This is a genomic window from Arthrobacter sp. CG_A4, from assembly GCF_035985125.1.
Classification (GTDB): domain Bacteria; phylum Actinomycetota; class Actinomycetes; order Actinomycetales; family Micrococcaceae; genus Arthrobacter.
Genome location: NZ_JAXCID010000033.1, coordinates 23,540 through 48,795, shown reverse-complemented (window position 1 = coordinate 48,795; position 25,256 = coordinate 23,540). Strand labels below are relative to the sequence as shown.

Below are 25,256 nucleotides of genomic sequence, written 5' to 3'. Positions count from 1 at the left end.
GTATCCCAAGTAGCACGGGGCCCGAGAAATCCCGTGTGAATCTGTCAGGACCACCTGATAAGCCTAAATACTCCCTAATGACCGATAGCGGACCAGTACCGTGAGGGAAAGGTGAAAAGTACCCCGGGAGGGGAGTGAAACAGTACCTGAAACCGTGTGCTTACAATCCGTCGGAGCAGTCGCGATTTATCGCAAGTTACTGTGACGGCGTGCCTTTTGAAGAATGAGCCTGCGAGTTAGTGTTACGTCGCGAGGTTAACCCGTGGGGGGAAGCCGTAGCGAAAGCGAGTCTGAATAGGGCGTTGCAGTGGCGTGATCTAGACCCGAAGCGAAGTGATCTACCCATGGCCAGGTTGAAGCGACGGTAAGACGTCGTGGAGGACCGAACCCACTTCAGTTGAAAATGGAGGGGATGAGCTGTGGGTAGGGGTGAAAGGCCAATCAAACTTCGTGATAGCTGGTTCTCCCCGAAATGCATTTAGGTGCAGCGTTGCGTGTTTCTTACCGGAGGTAGAGCTACTGGATGGCTAATGGGCCCTACAAGGTTACTGACGTCAGCCAAACTCCGAATGCCGGTAAGTGAGAGCGCAGCAGTGAGACTGTGGGGGATAAGCTTCATAGTCGAGAGGGAAACAGCCCAGACCACCAACTAAGGCCCCTAAGCGTGTGCTAAGTGGGAAAGGATGTGGAGTTGCGAAGACAACCAGGAGGTTGGCTTAGAAGCAGCCATCCTTAAAAGAGTGCGTAATAGCTCACTGGTCAAGTGATTCCGCGCCGACAATGTAGCGGGGCTCAAGTACACCGCCGAAGTTGTGGATTTCAGATAGTAGCTAAGCCGCCCCCGTTGCGGGGTTGGTTCAGGCGTCTGGAGTGGTAGGGGAGCGTCGTGTGGGCAGTGAAGTCGCGGTGTAAACCAGCGGTGGAGCCTACACGAGTGAGAATGCAGGCATGAGTAGCGAAAGACGGGTGAGAAACCCGTCCGCCGAATGATCAAGGGTTCCAGGGTCAAGCTAATCTGCCCTGGGTAAGTCGGGACCTAAGGCGAGGCCGACAGGCGTAGTCGATGGACAACGGGTTGATATTCCCGTACCGGCGAAAAACCGTCCATGGTGAACAGGGGATACTAACCGCCCGAAACCTGCCCGTGCACCCCTTGTGGGTGTGGGGGTTTTGGTGGAGCGCGGGATCTGAGCCTGGGAGTCAAGCGTATTAACAGGTGTGACGCAGGAAGGTAGCCGAGCCGGGCGATGGTTGTCCCGGTCTAAGGATGTAGGGCGAACGGTAGGCAAATCCGCCGTTCATGATGCCTGAGACCCGATGGGACCCCTTCACGGGGGGATTCGGTGATCCTATGCTGCCGAGAAAAGCATCGACGCGAGGTTTTAGCCGCCCGTACCCCAAACCGACACAGGTGATCAGGTAGAGAATACTAAGGCGATCGAGAGAATTATGGTTAAGGAACTCGGCAAAATGCCCCCGTAACTTCGGGAGAAGGGGGGCCCCCAGCGTGATGGACACTAGCTGTCCGGAGCGTGCAGGGGCCGCAGAGACCAGGGGGAAGCGACTGTTTACTAAAAACACAGGTCCGTGCGAAGTCGCAAGACGATGTATACGGACTGACTCCTGCCCGGTGCTGGAAGGTTAAGAGGACCGGTTAGCCGCAAGGCGAAGCTGAGAATTCAAGCCCCAGTAAACGGCGGTGGTAACTATAACCATCCTAAGGTAGCGAAATTCCTTGTCGGGTAAGTTCCGACCTGCACGAATGGAGTAACGACTTCCCCGCTGTCTCAACCATAAACTCGGCGAAATTGCAGTACGAGTAAAGATGCTCGTTACGCGCAGCAGGACGGAAAGACCCCGAGACCTTTACTATAGTTTGGTATTGGTGTTCGGAGTGGCTTGTGTAGGATAGGTGGGAGACGTTGAAACCCGGACGCCAGTTCGGGTGGAGTCATCGTTGAAATACCACTCTGGTCACTTTGGACATCTAACTTCGGCCCGTAATCCGGGTCAGGGACAGTGCCTGATGGGTAGTTTAACTGGGGCGGTTGCCTCCTAAAAAGTAACGGAGGCGCCCAAAGGTTCCCTCAGCCTGGTTGGCAATCAGGTGTCGAGTGTAAGTGCACAAGGGAGCTTGACTGTGAGAGAGACATCTCGAGCAGGGACGAAAGTCGGGACTAGTGATCCGGCGGTACATTGTGGAATGGCCGTCGCTCAACGGATAAAAGGTACCTCGGGGATAACAGGCTGATCTTGCCCAAGAGTCCATATCGACGGCATGGTTTGGCACCTCGATGTCGGCTCGTCGCATCCTGGGGCTGGAGTAGGTCCCAAGGGTTGGGCTGTTCGCCCATTAAAGCGGTACGCGAGCTGGGTTTAGAACGTCGTGAGACAGTTCGGTCCCTATCCGCTGCGCGCGCAGGAAATTTGAGAAGGGCTGTCCTTAGTACGAGAGGACCGGGACGGACGAACCTCTGGTGTGTCAGTTGTACTGCCAAGTGCACCGCTGATTAGCTACGTTCGGATGGGATAACCGCTGAAAGCATCTAAGCGGGAAGCTCGCTTCGAGATGAGATTTCCATACACCCCCGGGTGTGAGAGGCCCCCAGCCAGACCACTGGGTTGATAGGCCGGATGTGGAAGCGAGGACTAACGACTCGTGAAGCTGACCGGTACTAATAGGCCGATAACTTACACCACACACCCCCTTTCGTGAACGGATTCAAAAGACGTTCACACCATGAAGAGGGTACAAAGAAACAAGACTGCTTGCGTCCACTATGTGGTTCCCAAACAACAAACCCGTCACACGGTCCGTTGCAGGGAACACAACCACAACACAATAACAACACCACAACTGCACCAGAACACCGGTGCAGGAAGCGGTAACCACAAATTTCCCAACCCCCGCGCCCCAGGCGCGGCAAAGGTACGGGAGCAAGGGTTACGGCGGTCACAGCGTGGGGGAAACGCCCGGTCCCATCCCGAACCCGGAAGCTAAGACCCACAGCGCCGATGGTACTGCACCCGGGAGGGTGTGGGAGAGTAGGTCACCGCCGGACAACCATTAAACGGTCGAGAGCCTCCAACCACCAGGTCGGAGGCTCTCCCGCATTTAACCCCCAATTGAGCGCCCCGGAGCGCAACGCTCCGGAACACTTATGGCCATGGCTGCGTTGTAAGAGCGACACCCGCATCCATTCGAAGGACTACATTCATGACGCAGCGGACCATTGTTATCACCGGCGCCAGCGACGGCATCGGCGCGTCCGCCGCGCGGATCCTGAGCAAACGAGGGGAGCGCGTGGTGGTCGTGGGGCGTTCCGCGGAGAAGACCGAGCGGATCGCCACGGAGATCGGTGCGGACTTCTTCGTCGCCGACTTCGCGGTTCTGGCACAGGTGCGCCGGCTCGCTGCGCAGTTGAAGGAGAAGTACCCGCGGATCGACGTCCTGGCCAACAACGCCGGCGGGATCATGGGCAAGCGCGAGCTCACGGCGGACGGCCACGAGAAGACCTTCCAGATCAACCACCTGGCCCCTTTCCTGCTCACCACGGAGCTGATGGAGGTGCTTACCGCCAGCAACGCCACCGTCATCAACACCGCCAGTGCCGCCAACGGCTTCGGTAAACTGGATCTGGAGGACCTGGACGCCGCGAAGAGCTACTCCACCAACCGGGCCTACGGCACCGCCAAGCTGGCCAACATCCTCTTCACGAGTGAACTTAACAACCGCTACGCGGCGGATGGCGTCAGCACTGCGGCGTTCCACCCCGGCGTCGTGGCCACAAACTTTGCGGCCGAGTCCACGAGTCCCATGCGGCACGCGTACAAGACCTTCCTCAGCCGCTTCCTGCTGAGCCCCGAACAAGGCGCAGACACACTCGTGTGGCTCGCCACGGCGACGCCCGGTGAGGACTGGATCTCCGGGGCGTACTACGCCAAGCGTGCCCTCGCGAAGGCCAATAAGCAGGCGTACGATGCGGAGCTCGCGCGGGAGCTGTGGGAGCGCAGCGAGGCGCTGGTCGCCTTGGATCTCGACAAGCTCGATCACCGGGGGTAACCGGGTCAGCGCGCGGCGTCGACCTTATCAATCGCGGTCAGGGCGCTCTCCATGGTCCCGGCCAGCTCACTGGCCGGGGCCGGCTTCGCGAACAGGTAGCCCTGTAGCGAGTCGCAGCCGCGGTCCATCAGGTATTTGGCCTGCGCCGGCGTTTCGATGCCCTCGGCAGTGACTTTCAGGCCGAGGCCGTGCGCGGCGTTGATCATGGTGGCAAAGAAAGGCAGCTGCTCCTGGCCGGTCTTGATCATCGACACAAAGGAACGGTCGATCTTGACGTTGTCCAGCGGCAGCTCCTTGAGCCGCCCCAGCGAGGAATAGCCTGTCCCGAAGTCGTCCATCGCAATCCGCACCCCGGCCTCCCGCAGCTGGCGGAGCTGGTGCAGGACGTCGGACCCGGCGTCGAAGAATACGCTTTCGGTCAGTTCCAGCATGAGCTGACGCGGGCTGACCTCGGTGGCTGCCACGATGGCGAGCACGTCCGTGGCGAAGTCGCGGTTCTGGAACTGCAGGCCTGAGACGTTCACCGCGACGATGTGCGCGGCGTCGCCGGCGAGCCAGGGGCGGATCTCGGCGCAGGCGCGGCGCATGACCTCGTCGCCGATTTCGCGGATGAGCCCGCTCTGTTCGGCCACGGGCAGGAACTGGTTGGGCGGCACCAGCCGGCCGTGCCGTTCCCAGCGCGCGAACGCCTCGAACTGCACCACCGACCCGAGGCCCGGCGACACCACCGGCTGGTAGTGGACAGAGATCTGGCCCAGCTCCACGGCGCGCCGGAGCCCGGTCTCGCCGTCGGCCTTATGCACCGCCGTGTTCAGCATCTCCGGCCGGAACCGCAGCCAGGTGCTCTTGCCGCCGGACTTGGCCGCGTTCATGGCCGCGTCCGCCTGCCGGAGCAGTTCGGCTCCGTCCAGAGTCTGCGGGGTTTTTGAGGCCAGGCCCATGCTCACGCCGGGCCGGACCACGGAGCCGCCGGCCCGCAGCGGCTGGTATAGGGACTCGGCGATCCGGGTGGCCACCGCGTCCGCGTTGAGGCATTCGGTCAGCAGCACCACGAATTCGTCGCCGCCCAGCCGGGCCACGGTGTCATGCGGGCGGACGCAGTTGCGCAGCCGGCTGGCGACCTCCACCAACAGTTCATCCGCGGACGATCTGCCCAGCAAGTCATTGAGGCTCTTGAAGTCGTCCAGATTCAGCAGCAGCACATCCACCGGGTCCGGCCGGCGCAGGGCCGCGGCGAGGCGTTCATTGAACAGGGTCCCGTTGGGCAGCGCGGTGAGCGGATCACGCAGCACGCCGGCCTTGAGCTCGTCGTCGTGCTCGGCGAAGGCCGCGGGAGCGGGAGCGGCGGTGGCAGCGACAGCAGTACGACGGCGGTGCGTGACGGTGTCTGCTGCAGCGGCGTCTGCGGCGTTCACCGCGGCGGCGTAGCCCGGGCGGCTGCCCGACGACGGCGCCGGACGGTTCGCCGTGCCGCGGACCGACAACGCGACGGACGGGGGATTGGAGCCCGCGGATGCCTGGGCGGGGATCAGCGAGCAGAATATTTCGATCGGCACCTCGGAGCCGTCGGCGCGGCGGCCGGAGCCGGCGAAGGCCCGGGGGAGGGGCGCCGCCGCGGCGCCCACACTGGTCAGGACCCGGTGGAAATCCTCACGCGACGCCTCGGCCAGCAGCAGGCTGTGGTCGGCACCGATGAGCTGGGCGCGGGAGTAGCCGAAGAGCCGCTCAGCGGCGGTGTTCAGGAAGGAAATGGATCCGTCCGGATCGAGGACCAGCAGTGCGTCCGGGCTGTGCTCCAGCAGTAGTTGTGCGAACCCTGGGTCCATGATGTTTTGCCTGCCCCCCAAGCGACGGATACGGATTGCAGGCACCTTGCGGAGAACAAGAGGGGCTGCGCTTCATAAACTATAGGCGGTGCAGCCCGCTGCCGCGTGATGCGCATCATGCGGCGCCGGAATGTTTCAACACGGCCACCCCGGCAGCGGGACGCCCTCGAGCGTTGCGATGGCCGCCACGGACTGGCGGATGGCGAGTTCCCGCCGGGGTTCGGGCTCCGGACGGGAGAACATAAAGCCCTGCAGGGCATCGCAGCCGTGGTCCATCAGGTACCGGGCTTGGGCTGGCGTCTCGATGCCCTCTGCTGTGACCTTCAGCCCCAGGCTCCGGGCCATGTGGATCATCGACGTCAGGATGGGCAGCTTCTCCGTCCCGGTGCGCAGCATGGAGACAAATGACTTATCAATCTTGACGATGTCCACCGGGAGTTCCTGCAGCCGGCCCAGCGAGGAATAGCCTGTGCCGAAGTCGTCCAGAGCCACCTGGATCCCGGCGTTGCGCAGGCCCTCCAACTGCTGGATGACGTGGGAGTGGGCATCAAAGAACACGCTTTCCGTCACCTCCAGGACCAGCTGGTGCGGATCGACGCTGCACCGGGCCGCGATAGCCAGCACACGGTCCGCGAAGTCTGCGTGCTGCAACTGCACGCCGGAGACGTTCACGGCCAGGGTCCGGCCGGGATCCGCCGCGAGCCACGGTGACAGCTCGGTGCAGCTTCGCCGCAGCACCTCGGCCCCGATGTCGCGGATCAGGCCGCTGCGCTCGGCGGTCTCGATGAAAGCGTCCGGGGCCATCAGCTGCCCGTCCCAATCCCAGCGGGCCAGGGCTTCAAACTGCACAACCTCCAACAGTTTGGTGGAGACGACAGGCTGGTAGTGGACCACAATCTGGCCGAGCTCGACGGCGCGGCGCAGCCCCGCGGTGATCTGGGTGCGTTCCAGCAGTGCGGCGAGCATTTCCGGCCGGAAGCGGACGTAGCAGTTCTTTCCGGCTTCCTTGGCCGCGTACATGGCCAGGTCCGCCTGCCGCAGCAGCTCCGAGGACGTCAGGGTCCCCGCATCCCGCGAGGCCACCCCCAGGCTCAGGCCCGGGCGCATCAGGGTGCCCTCGATGGAGACCGGAGCATTCAGGGTCGCGACGATGCGCTGCGCGACGGCGTCGGCGTCCCGGCAGCCGACCAGCAGGACGACAAATTCATCGCCGCCCAGCCGTGCGACGGTGCCGTGGGGTCCCACGCAGTTCAACAGCCGCCGGGAAATTTCCACCAGCATCTCGTCCCCGGCATGGTGGCCGAGGACGTCGTTGACTTCCTTGAAATCGTCAAGGTCCAGCAACAGCATGTGCACGGGCCCTGGATTGAGCAGCGCGGCGGAGGCGCGTTCGTTGAAAAGCATCCGGTTGGCCAGGCCCGTCAGCGGGTCCTGGAAGGCGAGTTCCTTAAGCTTGTCGGCCTGCTCGGCGAGTTCCTCCATGGCCCGGCGTGCCTGGTTCTGGGCACTGCGGTGGGAGGTGATGTCGCGGAAATTCCAGATCCGTCCCACGATCGTGTCCGCTACCTTCTGCGGACGTGAGTAGAGTTCCACGGTGCGGCCGTCCTTGAACTCCAGCACGTCATGGCTTTGCATCACCCGGTCCGCGTGCAGGGCGGTCATCTTGGCCAGGAAGTACGCTGGATCGACCAGTTGTCCCGTGATGAAGCTGATCAGAGCCAGCGGGTCTTCGGCCGCGATGAGCTCCGGCGGCATGCCCCAGAGTTTGAGGTACTGATCGTTAATGCCGGTGATCTGCCCTTCGTTGGAGACCACAAGAATAGCGTCGGCGGTGGTTTCCAGGGTGGCGTCCAGCAAGGAGACGGCCAGGCGCCGGCCGGAATCGGCGTCGTGGCGGTGGCTCACATCGCGGACGGCGGCCGCCACGGCGGTGCCGCCGTCGAACGTTACGAGCGAGCAGGTGATTTCCAGGGCCAGTTCGGTGCCGTCACTGCGGCGCCCTGCCGCCGCAAACGGGCGCTTTCCGGCCATGCTTCCCCGGCCCAGCCTGCCGAGGACGCGGAGGAATCCGCCGCGTTCGTCCTCGGACAGCAGGATGTTGTGCTGGCTACCCACGAGCTGATCGCGCGGGTAGCCGAAAAGGCACTCCGCCGCCGAGTTCACCAGTGCGACGGTTCCGTCCATGCTCAGCAGCAAAAAAGCGTCGGGACCCTGTTCCAGCAGGCTCTCTTCAATCCCAGGTCCCACGGCGATACCGGCCCCCAAAGCGACGGATGCAAACAGACCCGGCGGCGGCGCCGCGGGCAATACGTTCCCCTGAATCATAGGGTTCCCCGGCCCCTTGTCCAGCACCTCGGCGTCCAGCACCCTGGCGTCCAGGTCATGGCCGCTCTATTGCGGCGCCCGGCGGGGTCACCGGTTTCCGGCGACCCGGCCGCCCCACAGTGCGGCAAATGCCTGGGCTGACCGGGCGATAGCGGGCTCCAACGCGGACCCCGGCTCGGGGCCGGAGAACAGGAAGCCCTGCAGGGAATCGCAGCCCAGGTCCATCAGGTACTCGGCCTGTGCTGCCGTCTCCACACCCTCCGCGGTGACATTCAGGCCGAGTCCCTGGGCCATGCCGATCATGGCGCGCAGGATGGGCAGCTTCTCCTTACCCGTGTGGATCATGGCGACGAAGGACTGGTCAATCTTCAGGGTGTCCACGGGCAGGTCCTGAAGCCTGCCCAGCGAGGAGTAGCCGGTGCCGAAATCGTCGAGGGCCACGCGCGCCCCGGCGCTACGGAGGGCGGTGAGCTGCTGGATCACGTGGCAGTCGTCGTCGAAAAAGACACTCTCGGTAACTTCCAGCACCAGCTGCTGCGGAGCAACGCCGCAGGACGCCGTCACCGCGAGCACCAGCTCGACGAAATCTCCGTGCTGCAACTGAACGCCGGAGACGTTCACGGCGAGGGAGCGGGTGGCGTCTTCGGCGAGCCAGGGCTTCAGCTCGGTGCAGCCCCTGAGTAACACCTCGGTCCCGATCTCGACAATCAGCCCGCTGCGCTCGGCGGCCGGAATGAACTGCAGCGGCGGGACGATCTGTCCGTCGCGCCTCCAGCGGGCCAGCGCCTCGACCGTCCCGACAACGCCCAGCTTGGCGGAGACGATCGGCTGGTAGTGCACCTCGATCTGGCCGCTGTCCACGGCCACCCGCAGACCGGACACCAGCTCCGTGCGCTGCACGAGGGACTTCATCATCGCCGGCAGGAACCGCAGGTACCTGTTCTTGCCGGCGGCTTTCGCGGCATACATTGCGACGTCGGCCCGGCGCAGCAGCCCGGAGGCGCCGCCGCCGCTGGGGTGGTCGGCGTCGTGGTGGTCGGCGTCGGGGTGGTGGGCGCTGGCGCGGTGGGCGCTGGCATCGCCGGTGGCGGCGCCGTCGTCGTCGCCGTCGTCCGCGATAGACGCCAGGCCGAGGCTCAGACTGGGCCGCAGCATGGTCCCGTCAATCCAGAGCGGCGCCCGCAGGGTCGCGACAATCCGCTCGGCGACAGCGTCGGGATCCAGTGAGCCGACGAGGAGGACCACAAATTCGTCACCACCCAGGCGTGCTACAACGTCGACCGGGCGGACGCAGGTGCGCAACCGCCGCCCCACCTCGATGAGCATCTGGTCGCCGGCGTGGTGGCCGAGGATGTCGTTGACTTCCTTGAAATCGTCAAGGTCCAGGAGCAGGACGTCGACGGCGGTGGCGGACGGTCCGCGCAGGGCGGCCGCGAGTTGGTCGTTGAAGAGCTGGCGGTTGGACAGGCCCGTCAGCGGATCCTGGAAGGCAAGGGCCTTGAGCTGGGCCGCCTGCTCGGCAAGACCAGCCATGGCCTTGGTGATCTGGTCCTGCGCCATCCGGGTGGGCATGACGTCGCGGAAGCTCCAGACTCGGCCGACCACCTTGTTCGCGACCAGCTGCGGGCGTGAGTAGCGTTCAAAGGTCCGTCCGTCGCGGAAGTCCAGGACATCATGGCTTTCCGCCAAGGGATCGGCGTAGAGCGCGGTGACTTTTTCGATGAACTGGGTGGGGTCCTTGAGCTGGTCCAGGACGAAGCCCAGCACGGCGTTGTCATCCTGGGTCGCCAGCAGTTCCCGCGGGATCCCCCACATCGAGACGAACTGGTTGTTGACGCCCGCGATCTGGCCCTCGGCGCCGACCACGAGGATGCCGTCGGCGGTGGATTCCAGCGTGGCGCTCAGCAGGGACATGGACTCGCGCAGACCTGCGTCCGCTGCGAGCCGGTGGGAGATGTCCCGGACGGTGACGGCCATGCTGGTGGGTTCGGCGTCGGCGGGGTCGGCGTCGGTGGGGTCGGCCTTGGCGGGGTCGGCCTTGCTTTCCGGGCCCGGGCCCGGGCCCGGGCCGGTGCCGGGGTCCGCGCCTGGACCGGTGCACGGGGCGAGCAGGGCGTACGTCAGTTCGCCATGGAATTCGGTGCCGTCGCGGCGCCGGCCGTAGGCCTCGACCGGCGGGGGATCGGTGGCCCCGGCGCCGGCGTCGAGCCCTTTGCGGAGCGCGAAGAACAGGCGCTGGAAACCGCCGTGGTAGCCCTCCGTCAGGAGGATGCGGTGGTCGCGACCCACCAAATCATCCCGGGTGTAGCCGAACATGCGTTCCGTCGCGGCGTTGACACGGAGGATGGTGCCGTCTTCGGCGACCACCAGGAGGGCGTCGGGACTGGATTCCAGCACTGCCTCGGGGCTTGGCACCGGGCGCGGGGTCGCCGTCACGCGGCTGCCGCCGTGCGGATATGAGACCACTGATATTCCATTGAGAGTCCTCCCCTCAGGAAATCATAGGGGTCTCACCGGGCCACTGGTAGCAAGCCGGGGCACCGGCGTTTCAGCGGGGTGGTTGGGCAAACCGAAACCCAAGGGGCGGTCAGCGGTGGTTGACGGCGGCGCTGTGTCCGGGGCCCGGGCCGGGGGTGTGTTGTCCAAGACCGGAGGTGTAGTGTCCTGGGCCGGCGGTGTGTTGTCCTGTGCTGGCGGTGCTGGCCGAGATCACCTCACGGTAGTGCAGGACGAGTTCATCGCCCAGCGCTGACCAGGTCCGGCCCTGGACGGACGCGTGGGCCGCGGCGGCGAACGCGCGGCGCTTGGCGTCGTCGCCCATCAAGTCCATCACCCGGGCCCGCAGCGCGGCGAGGTCGCCCGGTTCGTACAGCCAGCCGGTGCGGGAGTTCTCGACGAGGTCCAGCGGGCCGCCGCGGCCTGTGGCCACCACCGGCACGCCGGACGCCATGGCCTCCTGGATGGTCTGGCAGAAAGTCTCGAACTCGCCGGGATGGACGAAGAGGTCAAAGGAAGCGATGGCACGGGCCAGCTCCCCGCCGCCGAGGAAACCGGTGAACAGCGCGCCCGGCAGGGCTGCCTCGAGGGCCCGCCGCTGCGGTCCGTCGCCCACGATTACCAGCCGCGTTCCGGGAACATCGGCCAGCACCGCGAGGTCCTGCACCTGCTTTTCGACGGCGAGCCGGCCCACGTAGCCGATGATGCGCTCGCCGCCGGGAGCGGCGGCGGCCCGCCAGCCGTCGTCGCGCTTGGCCGGGCAGAACCGTTGGGTGTCCACGCCGCGCCGCCACATTTCCACCCGCGGAATGCCGCGGCCGAGGAGCTGGTCGAGCGCGAAACTGGAGGGCACCAGGGTACGGGATGCGAGAAGGTGGATGTTCTCCACCCGGTTCCAGGCCCAGTTCTCCAGGAACGGGACCCCGTAGCGGCCGGCATAGCCGGGGACCTCGGTCTGGTAAATGGCGACGGTGGGGATCCCCAGCTGGTGCGCGGCCTGGGCCGCCCGCCAGCCGAGCACGAACGGCGACGCCAAGTGGACCACGTCCGGTGCGTAGTCGGCAAGGATTCGCTTGACCCGATAGACACCGCCCATCGCCACGCGCACGTTCGTGTAGCCGGCCAGCGGAACCGAGGGAAGCCGGTGGACGTACGCGCCGTAGACCTCGCTCGGGGCCTCGTTGTCCTGGGTGGAAGGCGCGATCACCAGCACCTCGTCGCCGCGCTCCTGGAGATGCTCCAGGACACGAAGGATTGAGTGCGTTACCCCGTTCATCAGCGGCAGGAATGATTCGGCCACAATTGCGATCCTCACCCCTCCACGGTGCGGGGGCCGGCTGTCGGCACGGGGTCAGGTGTGTGGCTGGGGAGGGAAGAGTTGGTTAACACGGCGGGATGCAGGCTCGGCCACTGGACATGTCCCTCGCTGCTGCTGGCGCCTCCCCGGCCGCTGGACATGTCCCTCGCTTCTGCCGCGCCACCCCGACCACTGGACATGTCCCTCGGCCGGGCCAAGGGATGGACATGTCCCTCGGCCATGCCAAGGGATGGACATAGTCCCCATATGACCCCTCGTGGCCGCGAAAAATGAGCATATGCATTCTGGCCACCGCGTCGGCACCCGCACAACACGCGAGCCCTGATGCTCCCGGGCGCGGCCGTCGATTCGCCAGAATTGGCCGCTAAATCCATCCGCGAAGCGGCAAATTCCGACAAATGGGCGCACGCACCACACGCGGGCCCTGATACTCCCGGGCGCGGCCGTCGATTCGCCAGAAATGGCCGCTAAATCCATCCGCGAAGCGGCCAATTCCGACAAATGGGTGCACGCACAACACGCGGGCCCTGATACTCCCGGGCGCGGCCGTCGATTCGCCAGAGATGGCCGCTAAACCACCCTGCGACGCGGCCAAGTCCGGCAAATGGGCGCACGCAGAGCACGCGAGCCCTGATGCTCCTGTGCGCGGCCGTCGATTCGCCAGAGATGGCCGCAAAAGCACGCCGCGAAGCGGCCAAGTCCGGCAAATGGGTGCACGCACCACAGGGTGCGGGCCAGTCAATCCGCCGTAAAATTGGAGCCAGGGGGTGTTCGGGAAATGTCCGGATCTATCGTCGTCGTACTGGTTCTCCTGGCCGTCGTCGTGATGCTGGGAAGCATCGGCACGGTGGTACTGGTTCGGCGCGACGGCCGCGGCCGGAATCCGCGGGAGCCCACGGAACGGCCCTGGATGGCGGGCAACCTGCCGAGCGTGCCGTACTCGATGTGGCGCTTCTAACCGTGGGTGTCTTTCCTCAGGACATCCGGCAGTTCATCAACGTAGAGGGTTTGCGGCGGCTCGTAGTAGATGACCAGGACCTCCTCGCCCACGGCGAAGACACTGGTCTTGTCGAACGGGTGGGCGTGGAACGCGCTGGTTCCGCCACGGAAAGGCATCATGACTTCGCCGATGGTGCCCGGCCCGATACGTCCGGTAACCCGTCCGATCCTGCCGGTGAGACTCCGGTCAACGTCCCTGTGCATCATGCATCCGGAGCTTTCGGGGGACGCTTGGAATCCTCCCGGCCGTTCCTGAGAGCGGATCTGAGGGCCGGAAGGTAGTCGCCCACCTGCGCCAGGATCCCGCCGACCATCCGGTTGATGCCCTCGCCGCCGTTGAGGACCGTCAGCTGTCCAACGTGGGCGAACGGTTCCGCTGCTGCTGCGATGATGGCCGGCATGTTTTCCGCCAACTGCTGGGAAATGACGGCATCCTGATTGGTTCCCAGGGCTTCGGCGCGTGCCTTGATGCCGTCCGCCTCGGCCAGGGCCTTTGCCTTGATGGCGGAGGCAGCCGCATCACCGCGGGCCTTCGTGGCCGCCGCCTCTGCTTCGCCGGTCACCCGGGTGGCTCCGGCCGCGGCCGCCGCCGCCGTGGCGTTGGCCTGGGCCTGCAGCTCCGTCCGCCGGGCGTTGACCTGTGCTTCGAGTTCGGTGCGCCGGGCCAGCGCTTCGGCTGCGCTGATGTCGGCGGCCTTCTGGCCTTCGGCGTCGGTGCGCTTGGCGTAGGCTTTGGCATCCGCCGGCTTCCGGACGCTGGTCTGCAGTTTCTGTTCCTCACGGTCCGCCTCGAGCTTGGCCACTTCAGTTTCCTGGACCACCACCTGCTGGCGGGCTGTCGCGTCGGCGAGGGGCCCCGCCTGGGCGGCTTCTGCCTTGGCCCGTTCGGCGTTTGCCTGGGCCACGGATTGCCGGATCGCTGAGATGCTCTGGGCGTCCGCAATCAGCGCCTCCGCTTCCGCTTCCTTTTCCGCGGCCTCACGGTTCCTGGTGGCCTCGGCGATCCGTGCTTCCATTTTGACCTGGGCGATATGTGGTTTGGCGATGTTCTCGATGTAGCCGGTGGGGTCCTGCAGGTCCTTGATCTGGAGGGAATCGACCACCAGGCCGAGCTTTTCCATTTCAACCCCGCTGGCGCTGCGGACCTGTGAACCGAGCTTGTCGCGCTCGCGGATGATCTCCTCCATGGTCATGCTGCCGATGATCGAGCGCAGATGCCCCTCGAAAACGTTGTAGACCTGGCTTTCCATTTTCGGCTGCTGGCCGAGGAAACGCCGCGCGGCGTTGGCGATGAACGGCGGAGCGTCCCCGATCTTGTAGATGACCACACCTTCCACAATTACCTGGATGCCCTGCGACGTCACGCAAGAGACTTTGAGTTCGGTTTCATTGAGGGTCAGGGAGAGGGTCCTGACGGTCTGCAGCCCGGGAAACACGAGGGCGCCCTTGCCGGTGACGATCTTGAAGTCCATGCCTTCCCGGGTGTTCAGTGTGCCCCGCGTCAGGCCGGAAATGATGAGGGCCTCATTGGGCTCAGCGACTTTCCACATCAGCTTGGTGGCCAGCCACAGGACGCCGACGACGATTGCCGCCCCAATGAGCGTGGCAAAAAGCGGGAAGAATGCTGACAAGTCCGGCATAACCAGGTCCTTTCACGATGTTGGAAAAGGCGTTGCGGCAAGGCCCCAGACGGTGCCGCAGATAGAACCCGGCTGGACTCGAATGCGGGAGCACGGGGCCGCGAAGCCAGCTGTTGTAGACAGTCTGGTGTGCTCCCCGCCGGTAAGTCCAGCGATTCGCCGATGCGGGGGCGCCGGGCCCGCCGGGGGCGCCGGGCCCTCCGGGGCGCCGGGCCCTCCGGGGCGCCGGGCCCGCCGGGGGCGCCGGGCCCTCCGGGGCGCCGGGCCCTCCGGGGGCAATGGCTGGGGCGGCGCTAGTGCTGGTCCAGCATCCGCCGGGCCATCCGTTCGGCTTCAAGTTCACCGGGGGACACCGTAGTTCCGGCCAGGAATCCGGCCCCGGCAATAGTCCGCCGCAGTTCGGCGACTGTCCGGGGTGTGTCCACGCCCTGGTGGGCCATGGCGTGGCAGTTGGCGCAGAGCGGCACCAGGTCCGTGATGGGATCCAACTCGTAGCCGCTGCCGAGCCGGGAGACGGGCACGAGGTGGTGGATGTGAGTGAAGTCCCTTCCGATTCCGCCATAGCTGACCTCGAAAGAGAACCCGCAGGCGGCGCAGCTGGTGCCGTGGTGCGCGATGCAGGCCCGCCGGGCTTCCGGGCTCCGCTCGTACCGGTTGGCGTCGACCCGGGTGACGGCGTCTTCCGGGTAGGTGCCGGGAACGGGCTGCGTGGGGTCGGGGCCTGGAGGAGGCCCGAAACGACCCCACAGGGCGCGGATGTTCGCCTCTTCGGCGGGTTCGACGGCCAGCCCGGTGCCGCCAACTCTGCCCCAAGGGACGGCTGGCACAGCCCCCGTGAGAACGTCGACGGCGATCTGCTCGCCGAGAGGGAGGACGGCGTCGAAGGCCACCTGAACGTACAGCGCGATCTTTCCCGGCTCGCCAGATTGCGGGCCGGGCGCCGGGCGCTCCGACACCACGACGCCGTGCCCGATCAGACCCCGGCCGCGGGCCCCCTGCAGCAGCAGCCAGGCATCCGCGCCGGCGGGGATGGTGCGGTGAAGGCCCACGCTCCACGGCTCCACATGGCGTCCGGCCTCGGCCACCTGCCCGACGACGGCAGGGTAGTTCCATTCGTTCCAGCGGTCCGGGTTCCAGCCCAGGATGATGGCGGTCATGGGCTCATTGTCGCAGGGCGGCTGCCACCGGTACCCGCGATTGGACGCGAATGGCCGCTTGGCGGGGGTGCTTGGCGGCCATTTGTGGCGAATGGGCGGCAGATTCAGGAGTAGCAGGGCATCGCGACCTCCGAAACACCGTGTCCCGCTGTCATCCCCGGTCGGCCGATGACGTTCCCCGTCGGACGACGACGACCGCCGTCGGCCCAGGTCTCACGCCGTTGTAAGTCCGCCCAGACCGGCGTTGAGCCGGCCGCGGAGTGCTTGGCTGCGACTCGGACTGCGATTCGCCGGAGATGGCCGCTATGCCGGGGTTCGTGGCGGCCATTTGTGGCAAATAGACGGGGTCTATGTCGAACCAGGCGCATCGGCCTCAGGGACGACGGTTTCGGACTGCGATTCGCCGGAGATGGCCGCTATGCGGGGTTCATGGCGGCCATCTGTGGCGAATGGGCGGGATATTGGCCGCTCGGACGCCAGGGAGGTCACGAAATGCCGCTGGCCGAGGGTCCACGAGCCGCCATGCGCCGCGCCCACGAGGCGCCACCCGAGCCGCCACGCGCCGCACCCGGCAAGGCGCCAGCAGGCACCCAGGCACCCCGGCGCCACCCCAACGGCCTAGAACACAAAGAAAGCTGGTGCAGCCGCTGCGTTTCCGCGAGGCGACTGCACCAGCAGGTAGTACGAATTTTCTGATTGCTATGAAACGTTACTCATTCGCGGCTCCCTTTGTCCCGGTGGTTACTTACCGGGTTATTTTGCGTCGTCAGCCAAATGCCTCGACATCAGCCAGCCGGCGCCAACCATTGCTACGCCCAGCACCATAAAGGTCCAGTTGTCCATGGTGTTCAGCGACAGGAAATTGGCCGCCGACCCCACACCGACGATGAGCCCATAGACGCTAAGGACGATGTACAGCAGGCCGAAGCCCATGAGGAAATTCCGGGCACCCATAGCGTTCCGGGACATGGTCCAGCCTGCGGCTCCAATGGCGAGCTGAACGATGTTCAGCAACATCGACACCTGGAACAGGCCCAGGAACAGGGCTGTGGAACCAGGTCCGACGAACGCCAACGAGCTGTATTGCGTCGTGATGCCCGGGATGAACCCCAGGATGCCCACGACTACAAGGACGATACCTACACCCATGCCGACATTCTGAACATCTGTTCGTCCGAAGTGAATGCCATGTGCATGTGGAGATGCGGTAGTCATTTTTTTGCCTCCAACCACTGATTGCGGACACTCCCATTTTACGGCGGACGTCCGAAAAAAGCTCCGGCGGGGAGCGGCCGTGAATTCCGGACTGATAGTCCCGGAAAAGGGCGGGATGCCGGCGAAATCCCCTGGTTGAGCCTGTCGGAACGGGCAGGAACCGCCGTGCGTGGCACCATGGAACACGATGAAACTGCGCGCTGATCAGACCGGAGACCGTGGACTTCCGATGCCCTTGTGGCTGCAGGGGGCCCTCGAATCCGCGCAGGCCGCCGTCATCTCCGCCCTGATTGTGGCCGCCCCGATCATCGCGGTATGGGCCACGGCCGGCTTCCGGAACAGCGGCGCCGACGTCCTCGCCCGCCTCGCCGGCCAGGCCTGGCTGCTGATCCACGGCGTTCCGCTGCTGTTGGACACCGCCGTCGCCGGCTCCGCGTCCCAGCCGGAGCCGGGCACACTCTCGTTGATTCCGCTCGGCCTGAGCCTCATCCCGTTCCTGCTCGCATGGCGCGCCGGCCGCCGGCTGGCCCGCGCGTCCTACACGGACCAGCTCTGGCAGGCGCTGCTCGGCTCCTGGCTCGTTTACGCCGGCTTCGGCCTGGCCACGGGCTTCATCTGCCGCACAGACGACGTCGGCATCGGCCTCTGGTCCGCCGCCCTCATCCCGCTGGTGCCCTTCGCGCTCGGCATGGTGATCGGCGCCCGCCGCGAGGCAGGGTCCTGGAGTCGGCTCATCGGCGTCGACGCCGTCGCCTGGCTCGCGCGCGCCAGCCAGCACTCGCGCTGGGCCGGGTCCTACCTCGGCTCCGCGGTCAAGGCCGGCTTCGTGGCGCTGATGGCGAGCCTGGCGATGTCCGCACTGCTGCTCGCCGCCACCCTTTTCGTGCACTGGAACCTGATCATCGCCGTCTATGAAGCGCTCGACGCCGGAGCGGCGGGAGGCGCCGTGCTCACCATCGTGCAGCTGGGCTTTCTGCCCAACCTCGCGGTGTTCGCGCTGGCCTGGACCTCCGGTTCGGGCTTCGCCCTGGGCGTTGGCTCGCAGGCCGGGGCGCTGGGGACCGCCGTCGGGCCGCTGCCGTCCATTCCGGTGTTCGCGGCTGTGCCGGCGGGCTCGCTGGAGTACGGTTTCGCGGCACTGGTGGTGCCGGTGCTCGCGGGTACTCTGGCCGGCTGGTGGTTCCTGCGCGAAGGCGAAAACCACTTCGACGAATGGCTCTCGATCAAGGTCCGGGCCCGCTGGTTCACCGCCACGGTCTCCACCCTCGCCCTGGGCGCTATGGTCGGTGCCGTCGCCGGGCTGCTGGCCGCCGGGCTGGCCTGGCTCGCCCGCGGCTCCGCCGGCATCGGACGGCTCACGGACATCGGCCCGGACCCGCTCCGGACGGCACTGTTCGTCGCCGCCGAGGTGGGGATCGGCGTCGTGATCGGTTACACGGCCGGACCCTGGCTGGAACGCCGGCAGAAACTGCGCGAGGCGGACCTGGAGCCGGCGTCCCCGTGACGCGGCACGGTGCCTGGCGGACCTGCGCGATTAGCGGACCTGCGCGTTTAGCGGAATTGCGGCAGGGACTTTTCCAGCTGGGTCTGGCATTTAGCGGCGGCCTGCTGGGTAAGGGACTGGCGGCTGCACTCCTGGTAATCCCGGACCTGGTTGAAAAACAGTGCCGAGGTGAAGAGCAGCAGCACCTGCACGGCCACGACCACCAGCCCGGAAATCGTCCCGAACAGCACGAATTTTGATTCCTTGAGTTTGGCGAACCGGACCAGCACCATGACGCCCAGCACAAGGGCGATCACTGTCAGGAGCGCACTCAGCCACAGGTAGTTCAGGTCCAGCTGGTAGACGAAGAACGATCCCAGCACCGCCACGATGAAGCTGCGGAACAGCGTGTGGGTCTTGGCCTGCGAGGCCTTGGCCGCGTCGCTGAGCGGGTGCTGGGCTTGCGGCTGGCCGCCCGGGCTGCCGCCGGCGTCGTTCGGTGGATTCATGTTTTCCAGCCTACGCGAGCGGCCCCATAAGCTGGGACCATGCGCATCGTCGTCCTCGTCTCCGGTACCGGTTCCAACCTCCAAGCCGTCATCGACGCCGTGAGGGAGGGCAGGCTCGACGTCGAGATCGCCGCCGTTGGCGCGGACCGGCCGGGGACGTATGGGGTGGAGCGGTCCGCAGCCGCCGGAATCCCAACCTTCGTGGCGGACTTCAAGGCCTACCCGGACCGGGCGGCGTGGAACACCGCACTGACCGAGGCCGTGGCCGCGTACCGGCCCGACGTGGTGGTTTCTTCCGGGTTCATGCGGATCGTCAGCGCAGACTTCATCGCGGCCTTTGGCGGCAAATACCTCAACACGCACCCGGCGCTGCTGCCGGCCTTCCCCGGCGCCCACGGGGTGCGCGACGCCCTGTCCTACGGCGTGAAGGTCACCGGCTGCACGGTGCACTGGGCCGACGCTGGAGTGGACACGGGCCCCATCATCGCGCAGGAGGCCGTGTCAATCGGGGCCGGTGAGAACGAGGAATCGCTGCACGAACGCATCAAGGTGGTGGAGCGCCGGCTGCTGGTGGCCACGCTGGCTTCGCTCGCCGCCGGGCAGCACACACCCGAGTAGCCCGAAACACCCCGTTGAGCTATCACTTATGGTGCTTCCCGGAGGCTCAGAAGCACCATAAGTGATAGCGCATCCGAGGGGGAGAGGCGCAGCGCGCTACTCGAGGCGGCGCTGCTTGGTTTCGGGGGAGAAGAACACCATCCACAGCACTGAGAGCAGCACCAGGCCGCCGGCGAGGGCGAACGAGGTGGCCAGCCCCAGAGCGGGCCACAGGATTGCGGCAAAGATGAGCGGTCCGAAGCCGGCACCGAGCCGGGAAAACGTCGACGCCCAGCCGAACCCCGAGCCGCGCAGCTCGGTCGGGTAGAGCTCGGAGACGTAGGCGTAGAGCACGGGGATGGCCACCTGCACCACGAAGCCGAAGGCCAGCAGCCAGAACACGGCCGCGGTGGGGATATCCACCACGATCGCCACGACCACCAGGGTCAGCGCGGACAGCGGGCCGGTGACAGCCAGGATCCATTTCCGGCCCACCCGCTCCACCAGCAGCGCGGCCACCACCACACCGAGGAGCCCGACGGCGGCCATCGAGGCGGTGGTGAGGAACGCCTTGTACTCCTCGAAACCCGCGCCGATCAGGATCCGCGGCATCCAGGTCAGGGACAGGTAGTAGACCAGCAGGATGCTGAAGAAGAGGGACCAGGCCGCCGTCGTGATCTTCCAGCTGAACTGCCACAGGGCGCGCAGTTGGGTCCAGGCGCTGCCGGCGGAGAGCCGGGGCGCGTCCTGCGGCTGGGGCAGGCTGTAGACCCGTGGTTCGGCGCCGGTGGCCTGGACCAGGTCATCGATCACCCGGGCGGCTTCCTCACGGCGGCCCTTGCGGATCAGGAACAGCGGGGATTCGGGAACGCTGCGGCGGACCCAGAACACTAACAGTGCGGGGAGCACCATCACCAGCATGGTCAGGCGCCAGTCCCCGTAGAGGGCGATGAGTCCTGCGGAGACGAAGCCGCACAATGCCGCGCCGATGGGCCACCAGCCGTCCATCGCGGTGAGGACCCTGCCGCGCTGCTTGCGGGGCGTGAACTCGCCCACCAGCGCATAGTCCACCGGGATGCAGCCGCCCAGGCCGAAGCCGGCCATAAACCGGAAGGCGCAGAACCAGAGGAAATCAGGGGAGAAGGCGCCCAGGACGGTGAAGACGGAGAATATCAGCAGGGTCGCGGTGAAGGCCTTCTTGCGCCCGATCGTGTCAGCGATGGTGCCCCAGATGAAGGCGCCGAGGGCCATGCCGATCAGGTTCGAGGCGCCGATCCACGCGGCCTCGCCCGGGGTCAGGGACCAGTGCCTGGACAGCAGCGGAATGAGGATGCCGTTGAGCGTCACGTCCCAGGCGTCGAACATAAAGCCCAGGCCGCCGATCAGGAAGATCCTGCCCTGCACCCTCCAGCGCCAGGGCAGTTCCTGGACCACCTGTTCGCCGCTGGGCACAGTGGTGTACGTGTTCATTTTCGCCTCCTGGGAAAACTCTACGTGGCGCAGCCTGCCCGCGCGCTCCGCTTCACACTCCGGCGCGCTCCGCTTCACCCGCCGGCGCGCTCCGCTTCACACTCCGGCGCGCTGGAAGGCCCGGCGCCGTGACGCGATAAACTGGCCCCATCCCCACCACCCGCGGCCACGCCGCGATATAAGACGGAGACTTTTGTGAGCTTTACGCAGCCTGACGGTGTGTCCATCGACCGTGTACTAATCGACCGCGTCCCCATCCGCCGGGCCCTGATTTCGGTCTATGACAAGACCGGTCTGGAGGAGCTCGCGAGGGGTCTGCACAACGCCGGCGTCACGATCATCTCCACCGGTTCCACCGCCAAGAAGATCGCCGCGGCAGGCATCCCGGTGCAGGAAGTCGAAGACGTCACCGGCTCCCCGGAGATGCTGGACGGCCGCGTCAAGACCCTCCACCCGCGCGTCCACGGCGGCATCCTCGCCGACCGGCGCGTCCCGGCCCACATGCAGACCCTGACGGACATGGACATCGAGCCGTTCGACCTCGTCGTCGTGAACCTCTACCCCTTCGTGGAGACGGTCAGGTCCGGCGCCGCGCAGGACGACGTCGTCGAGCAGATCGACATCGGCGGCCCCGCGATGGTGCGCTCGGCCGCGAAAAACCACGCCGCCGTCGCCATTGTGGTGGACCCGTCCTCCTATCACGACGTCGTTGCTGCCGCCGCGGCCGGCGGGTTTGACCTTAAAACCCGGCGCAGGCTCGCCGCCAGGGCTTTCGCGCACACCGCCAGCTACGACAACGCCGTGGCCACCTGGACCGCGGGCCAGTTCCTCGACGAGGACGGCGACGGCGTCATCGACTGGCCCGCCTACGCCGGCCTGGCCCTGGAACGCTCCGAGGTGCTCCGCTACGGCGAAAACCCGCACCAGCAGGCCGCCCTCTACGTGGACAAGGCCGCCCCGGCCGGCATCGCCCAGGCCGACCAGCTGCACGGCAAGGCCATGAGCTACAACAACTTCGTCGACGCCGACGCCGCCCTCCGCGCCGCCTTCGACTTCGCCGGGCCGGCCGTCGCGATCATCAAACACGCCAACCCCTGCGGCGTGGCCGTGGGCTCCGCCTCGGCCGCGGACCCGATCGCCGACGCCCATGCGAAGGCCCACGCGTGCGATCCGGTCTCCGCATTCGGCGGCGTGATCGCGGCCAACCGCACGGTCACCGCCGGGATGGCCCGGACCGTCGCGGACATCTTCACCGAGGTAGTCATCGCCCCGGGCTTCGAGGACGAGGCGGTGGAGATCCTGTCGAAGAAGAAGAGCATCCGCCTGCTGGCCCTGCCCGAGGGCTACGGCCGCTACCCGTCCGAGATTCGCCAGGTCTCCGGCGGTGTGCTGGTGCAGGAATCGGACAAGGTGGACGCCGAGGGCGACAACCCCGCCAACTGGACCCTCGCCGCGGGTGCAGCCACCGACGCAGCCACCCTGGCAGACCTCGCCTTCGCCTGGACCGCGTGCCGGGCCGCGAAGTCCAACGCCATCCTGCTGGCCGCCGACGGTGCCGCCGTCGGCATCGGCATGGGCCAGGTCAACCGGCTCGACTCCTGCAAGCTCGCCGTCGAACGCGCCAACACGCTGGGCGTCACCGTGACGTCCGGCAGCGCTGTTGGGGGCGATGCCCCCGGCGGTGCTTCCGGTGCTTCCGGTGCTTCCGGCGCCGATGCGGGCGGGGCTCCCGGGCGCGACGCACCGGAGCGCGCCCGCGGTGCCGTGGCGGCGTCGGACGCGTTTTTCCCGTTCGCCGACGGGCTGCAGATCCTGATCGACGCCGGGGTCCGCGCCGTGGTGCAGCCGGGCGGCTCGGTCCGGGACGAGGAAGTCATCGCCGCGGCCAACGCCGCGGGCATCACGATGTACTTCACCGGCGCCCGCCACTTCTTCCACTAGGCCGAGCGTAGGCATTGGGGAGCCAGATGACGACGCCGGCGGCGGCACTGACAGGGTTGCGGGTCCACCGCGTGCGCGTTCCGCTGGTGGGGCACTTCACCACTGCAGTCCGCAGCGCCACCGAACTGGAAACGGTGCTCGTGGAGGCCATCGATTCGGAGGGCCGGAGCGGTTGGGGTGAGGCGCCGATCAGCCGGGTCACCCGGCTCAGCACGGAGCAGGCGGTGGCCAGTATCGAGGGGCCGCTGGCTGCCCTGGTGCTGGGCAGGAGCTCGAGGAGGGCCGGCATCACGACGGCGGGCATCACGACGGCGGGGAGCACGACGGCGGGGAGCACGACGGCGGGGATCGCGACCCCGGGGGGCCTGCCGTCGGGGGGCCTTCCGGGGGAACTCGACGGTGTCCTGGCCAGGCTGGAGCAAAGCAGTGAGCCTGCGGCAGCGCGGATGGCGGTGGACTGTGCCCTGCATGATCTGGCCGCCCAGCAGCGTGGGCTGACGCTGGCGGCATACCTTGCCGGGACGGGCACCGCCGTGCAGGCACCCGGCGACGGAGCCCGCGGGATCGTCCGCGGTGCTGCCGGCATCCCCATGACCGTCGAAACCGACATGACGCTCTCGGTGGCACCGCCGGCGGAACTTGCCGCCAAGGCCGCCGCGCACGCGGCCGCCGGCTTCCGTTGCCTCAAGGTGAAATTGGACGGGCAGATGGACGTGCTCGCCTCAATCCGGGCGGTCCGGGAGGCCGCAGGACCGGATATGGTGCTCCGCGTCGACGCGAACCAGGCGTTCGACGCCGGCACGGCCATCCGGCTGATCCGGACACTCGAGGACGCCGGGCTGGGCATCGAACTCGCGGAACAGCCGGTGCCGGCCGGTGACTGGGCGGGCCTGGCCGCGGTCAGCGCCGCCGTCGACACCCCCATCATGGCCGACGAAAGCGTGTGGACCCTGGCTGACCTGGACCGGCTGCTGGCACACCGGGCCGCGGCCATGGTGAACATCAAACTGGCCAAAACCGGCGGGCTGTTCCACGCCCGCCGGCTGCTGGGGCGCTCCCGGGCCGAGGGCCTGGGCGTGGTGATCGGCTGCATGCTGGAAAGCCCGGTGGGGATCGCTGCGGCTGCCTCGCTGGCCGCGCTGATTCCCTCGCTGACGGACCAGTCCACGGGCCGGTCCACGGCGCAGGATCTCGACGGCGGGCTTTGGCTCGCCGCGTCCCCGGTGGCCGGGGGTGCGTCCTATGAGGGGCGGACCATCAGGCTGGCCACGGCGCCGGGTTTGGGGATCAGCGGGCTGAGCTGAGGTCCGCGGGCCCCGGGGCCGCGGAGTTCCCGGCCGCAGCATTCACACCGTGCAACTCCCAGACCAGCCGCGAAATTGACTGGATCCCCGGCAACGCGTCCTGCTCCGCGTAGCCGCGGGTGCAGACCGCCAGGACATACCCCGCACCGAACCGGCCGCCGCCGAGCCGGCCATCACTGAGCCGGCCTTCACTGAGCCGGCCTCCGCGCGGGCTGCCGGCGCGGGGGGCGACGAAGGCGACGTCGTGGTGGATGCCGGTGACCCAGCCCGATTTACTGCCCCACACCACGTCGGCTCCCGCGGCGTCCAGTTCGGCGCCGAGGTCGCCGAATTCCTGCGCCACCAGCCACTCGATCATCAGGGCAGTCAGCTCCGGGCCGGCCACGGCGCCGTTCACGATCGCGAGGACCATGGCGGTCAGGTCCCGGGCCGTGACCTGGTGGGACCGTCCGGCCCGGAGTGCCGGGATGTCGCCGATCAGCCGGTCCATCCGGGCCGAGGACGTTCCGCAGGCTGCGAGGGCCGCATTGACGGCCGGCAGTCCGACCAGCTGCACGGCCAGATTGGTGGCCTCGTTGGAGGACACCGTGATCATGCGGCGCAGCACCGCGTGCAGCGGCATCGCGGATCCGGGGGCGGGCATGCCGGCGTCGCGCTCGTCGGGGTCAAAGGTGAAAGTTTCCCCGCCGCCGACGCCGGAGGCGAAGGTATGCGCCGCGGTGACGGGCTGCTCAAGGTCCAGTGCGCCGCGCTCCACCGCCCGGATCACCGCCACCAGGACCCCGAGTTTGATGGTGCTCGCGGAATAGAACGGCACGTCCGCGGCCCGTTGCGCCAGCACCGTGCCGTCCATCGCGGTGAGGCAATAGGCGATGACGGGGACGCCGTCGCTGTAATCGGAGATGACGGGCAC

The 25,256-nt window shown here is 66.7% G+C and carries 17 protein-coding genes and 2 rRNA genes; 8 read left to right on the top strand and 11 right to left on the bottom strand.

All coding sequences use genetic code 11. The features are described from left to right. The 3 genes from RCH07_RS13920 to RCH07_RS13910 all read left to right on the top strand — a co-directional run. Nucleotides 1–2,700: ribosomal RNA gene (locus RCH07_RS13920) — 23S ribosomal RNA — on the top strand; the annotation flags it as partial. A 245-nt stretch (nt 2,701–2,945) separates the two neighbouring features. Then, nucleotides 2,946–3,062: ribosomal RNA gene (rrf, locus tag RCH07_RS13915) — 5S ribosomal RNA — on the top strand. A 155-nt stretch (nt 3,063–3,217) separates the two neighbouring features. Further along, nucleotides 3,218–4,063, top strand: coding sequence for an SDR family NAD(P)-dependent oxidoreductase (locus RCH07_RS13910; RefSeq protein ID WP_326968071.1), 846 nt, complete (start codon nt 3,218–3,220; stop codon nt 4,061–4,063). Nucleotides 4,064–4,068: 5 nt separating this feature from the next. On the opposite strand, the gene RCH07_RS13905 is transcribed toward RCH07_RS13910, so the two are convergent. From RCH07_RS13905 to RCH07_RS13890, 4 genes are all read right to left on the bottom strand, one after another. Continuing rightward, the gene (locus tag RCH07_RS13905) at nt 4,069–5,889 is read right to left on the bottom strand and encodes a putative bifunctional diguanylate cyclase/phosphodiesterase (protein ID WP_326968070.1); all 1,821 of its coding nucleotides are present in this window, start codon (nt 5,887–5,889) and stop codon (nt 4,069–4,071) included. A 135-nt stretch (nt 5,890–6,024) separates the two neighbouring features. Further along, nucleotides 6,025–8,136, bottom strand: a complete 2,112-nt coding sequence (locus RCH07_RS13900) for a putative bifunctional diguanylate cyclase/phosphodiesterase (RefSeq protein WP_326968069.1) — start codon at nt 8,134–8,136, stop codon at nt 6,025–6,027. A gap of 165 nt (nt 8,137–8,301) precedes the next feature. Further along, nucleotides 8,302–10,686 (bottom strand): sensor domain-containing protein, encoded by a 2,385-nt coding sequence (locus RCH07_RS13895; RefSeq protein WP_442784833.1) that lies wholly within the window; start codon nt 10,684–10,686, stop codon nt 8,302–8,304. 115 nt (nt 10,687–10,801) lie between these two features. Then, on the bottom strand, nt 10,802–12,025 hold the full coding sequence (locus tag RCH07_RS13890) for a glycosyltransferase family 4 protein (protein ID WP_326968067.1): 1,224 nt from the start codon (nt 12,023–12,025) through the stop codon (nt 10,802–10,804). Nucleotides 12,026–12,806: 781 nt separating this feature from the next. Here RCH07_RS13890 and RCH07_RS13885 point away from each other — a divergent pair. Further along, on the top strand, nt 12,807–12,986 hold the full coding sequence (locus tag RCH07_RS13885) for a hypothetical protein (RefSeq protein WP_326968066.1): 180 nt from the start codon (nt 12,807–12,809) through the stop codon (nt 12,984–12,986). Here RCH07_RS13885 and RCH07_RS13880 read toward each other — a convergent pair. The 4 genes from RCH07_RS13880 to RCH07_RS13865 all read right to left on the bottom strand — a co-directional run bounded on the left by RCH07_RS13880 (nt 12,983) and on the right by RCH07_RS13865 (nt 17,039). After that, the gene (locus tag RCH07_RS13880; RefSeq protein ID WP_326968072.1) at nt 12,983–13,231 is read right to left on the bottom strand and encodes a hypothetical protein; all 249 of its coding nucleotides are present in this window, start codon (nt 13,229–13,231) and stop codon (nt 12,983–12,985) included. The two genes, RCH07_RS13885 and RCH07_RS13880, sit on opposite strands and share 4 nt — an antisense overlap. Then, nucleotides 13,231–14,667 (bottom strand): flotillin family protein, encoded by a 1,437-nt coding sequence (locus RCH07_RS13875; protein ID WP_326968065.1) that lies wholly within the window; start codon nt 14,665–14,667, stop codon nt 13,231–13,233. Before RCH07_RS13875 ends, RCH07_RS13880 begins: the two co-directional genes overlap by 1 nt. A gap of 293 nt (nt 14,668–14,960) precedes the next feature. Beyond that, complete coding sequence (locus tag RCH07_RS13870; protein ID WP_326968064.1) at nt 14,961–15,824, bottom strand: HNH endonuclease; 864 nt, start codon at nt 15,822–15,824, stop codon at nt 14,961–14,963. Between the two features lie 753 nt (nt 15,825–16,577). Next, on the bottom strand, nt 16,578–17,039 hold the full coding sequence (locus RCH07_RS13865) for a DUF4383 domain-containing protein (RefSeq protein ID WP_326968063.1): 462 nt from the start codon (nt 17,037–17,039) through the stop codon (nt 16,578–16,580). Between the two features lie 187 nt (nt 17,040–17,226). Here RCH07_RS13865 and RCH07_RS13860 point away from each other — a divergent pair, with 187 nt between their 5' ends. Further along, nucleotides 17,227–18,543 (top strand): cell division protein PerM, encoded by a 1,317-nt coding sequence (locus RCH07_RS13860; protein WP_326968062.1) that lies wholly within the window; start codon nt 17,227–17,229, stop codon nt 18,541–18,543. A gap of 47 nt (nt 18,544–18,590) precedes the next feature. On the opposite strand, the gene RCH07_RS13855 is transcribed toward RCH07_RS13860, so the two are convergent. Next, the gene (locus RCH07_RS13855; protein ID WP_326968061.1) at nt 18,591–19,031 is read right to left on the bottom strand and encodes a hypothetical protein; all 441 of its coding nucleotides are present in this window, start codon (nt 19,029–19,031) and stop codon (nt 18,591–18,593) included. Between the two features lie 39 nt (nt 19,032–19,070). Between RCH07_RS13855 and purN the strand changes: the two genes are divergently transcribed. Continuing rightward, on the top strand, nt 19,071–19,649 hold the full coding sequence (gene purN, locus RCH07_RS13850; RefSeq protein ID WP_326968060.1) for a phosphoribosylglycinamide formyltransferase: 579 nt from the start codon (nt 19,071–19,073) through the stop codon (nt 19,647–19,649). A gap of 96 nt (nt 19,650–19,745) precedes the next feature. Here the strand turns inward: purN and RCH07_RS13845 are convergent, their stop codons facing one another. Next, on the bottom strand, nt 19,746–21,098 hold the full coding sequence (locus RCH07_RS13845; protein ID WP_326968059.1) for an MFS transporter: 1,353 nt from the start codon (nt 21,096–21,098) through the stop codon (nt 19,746–19,748). Nucleotides 21,099–21,293: 195 nt separating this feature from the next. On the opposite strand from RCH07_RS13845, the gene purH reads away from it, so the two are divergent. Continuing rightward, nucleotides 21,294–23,039, top strand: coding sequence for a bifunctional phosphoribosylaminoimidazolecarboxamide formyltransferase/IMP cyclohydrolase (gene purH, locus RCH07_RS13840; RefSeq protein WP_326968058.1), 1,746 nt, complete (start codon nt 21,294–21,296; stop codon nt 23,037–23,039). 26 nt (nt 23,040–23,065) lie between these two features. Further along, nucleotides 23,066–24,343 (top strand): mandelate racemase/muconate lactonizing enzyme family protein, encoded by a 1,278-nt coding sequence (locus tag RCH07_RS13835; protein ID WP_326968057.1) that lies wholly within the window; start codon nt 23,066–23,068, stop codon nt 24,341–24,343. Here RCH07_RS13835 and RCH07_RS13830 read toward each other — a convergent pair. Continuing rightward, the gene (locus RCH07_RS13830; RefSeq protein ID WP_326968056.1) at nt 24,327–25,256 is read right to left on the bottom strand and encodes a serine hydrolase; all 930 of its coding nucleotides are present in this window, start codon (nt 25,254–25,256) and stop codon (nt 24,327–24,329) included. The genes RCH07_RS13835 and RCH07_RS13830 overlap by 17 nt on opposite strands.

Excerpts from the sequence above, each read along its gene's own strand:
- RCH07_RS13880 (WP_326968072.1), bottom strand. The coding sequence starts at position 13,231 with ATGCACAGGGACGTTGACCGGAGTCTCACCGGCAGGATCGGACGGGTT.
- RCH07_RS13855 (WP_326968061.1), bottom strand. The coding sequence starts at position 19,031 with ATGAATCCACCGAACGACGCCGGCGGCAGCCCGGGCGGCCAGCCGCAA.
- RCH07_RS13835 (WP_326968057.1), top strand. The coding sequence starts at position 23,066 with ATGACGACGCCGGCGGCGGCACTGACAGGGTTGCGGGTCCACCGCGTG.
- RCH07_RS13845 (WP_326968059.1), bottom strand. The coding sequence starts at position 21,098 with ATGAACACGTACACCACTGTGCCCAGCGGCGAACAGGTGGTCCAGGAA.
- RCH07_RS13860 (WP_326968062.1), top strand. The coding sequence starts at position 17,227 with ATGAAACTGCGCGCTGATCAGACCGGAGACCGTGGACTTCCGATGCCC.
- RCH07_RS13865 (WP_326968063.1), bottom strand. The coding sequence starts at position 17,039 with ATGACTACCGCATCTCCACATGCACATGGCATTCACTTCGGACGAACA.
- RCH07_RS13885 (WP_326968066.1), top strand. The coding sequence starts at position 12,807 with ATGTCCGGATCTATCGTCGTCGTACTGGTTCTCCTGGCCGTCGTCGTG.
- purN (WP_326968060.1), top strand. The coding sequence starts at position 19,071 with ATGCGCATCGTCGTCCTCGTCTCCGGTACCGGTTCCAACCTCCAAGCC.
- RCH07_RS13910 (WP_326968071.1), top strand. The coding sequence starts at position 3,218 with ATGACGCAGCGGACCATTGTTATCACCGGCGCCAGCGACGGCATCGGC.
- RCH07_RS13870 (WP_326968064.1), bottom strand. The coding sequence starts at position 15,824 with ATGACCGCCATCATCCTGGGCTGGAACCCGGACCGCTGGAACGAATGG.
- RCH07_RS13875 (WP_326968065.1), bottom strand. The coding sequence starts at position 14,667 with ATGCCGGACTTGTCAGCATTCTTCCCGCTTTTTGCCACGCTCATTGGG.
- RCH07_RS13905 (WP_326968070.1), bottom strand. The coding sequence starts at position 5,889 with ATGGACCCAGGGTTCGCACAACTACTGCTGGAGCACAGCCCGGACGCA.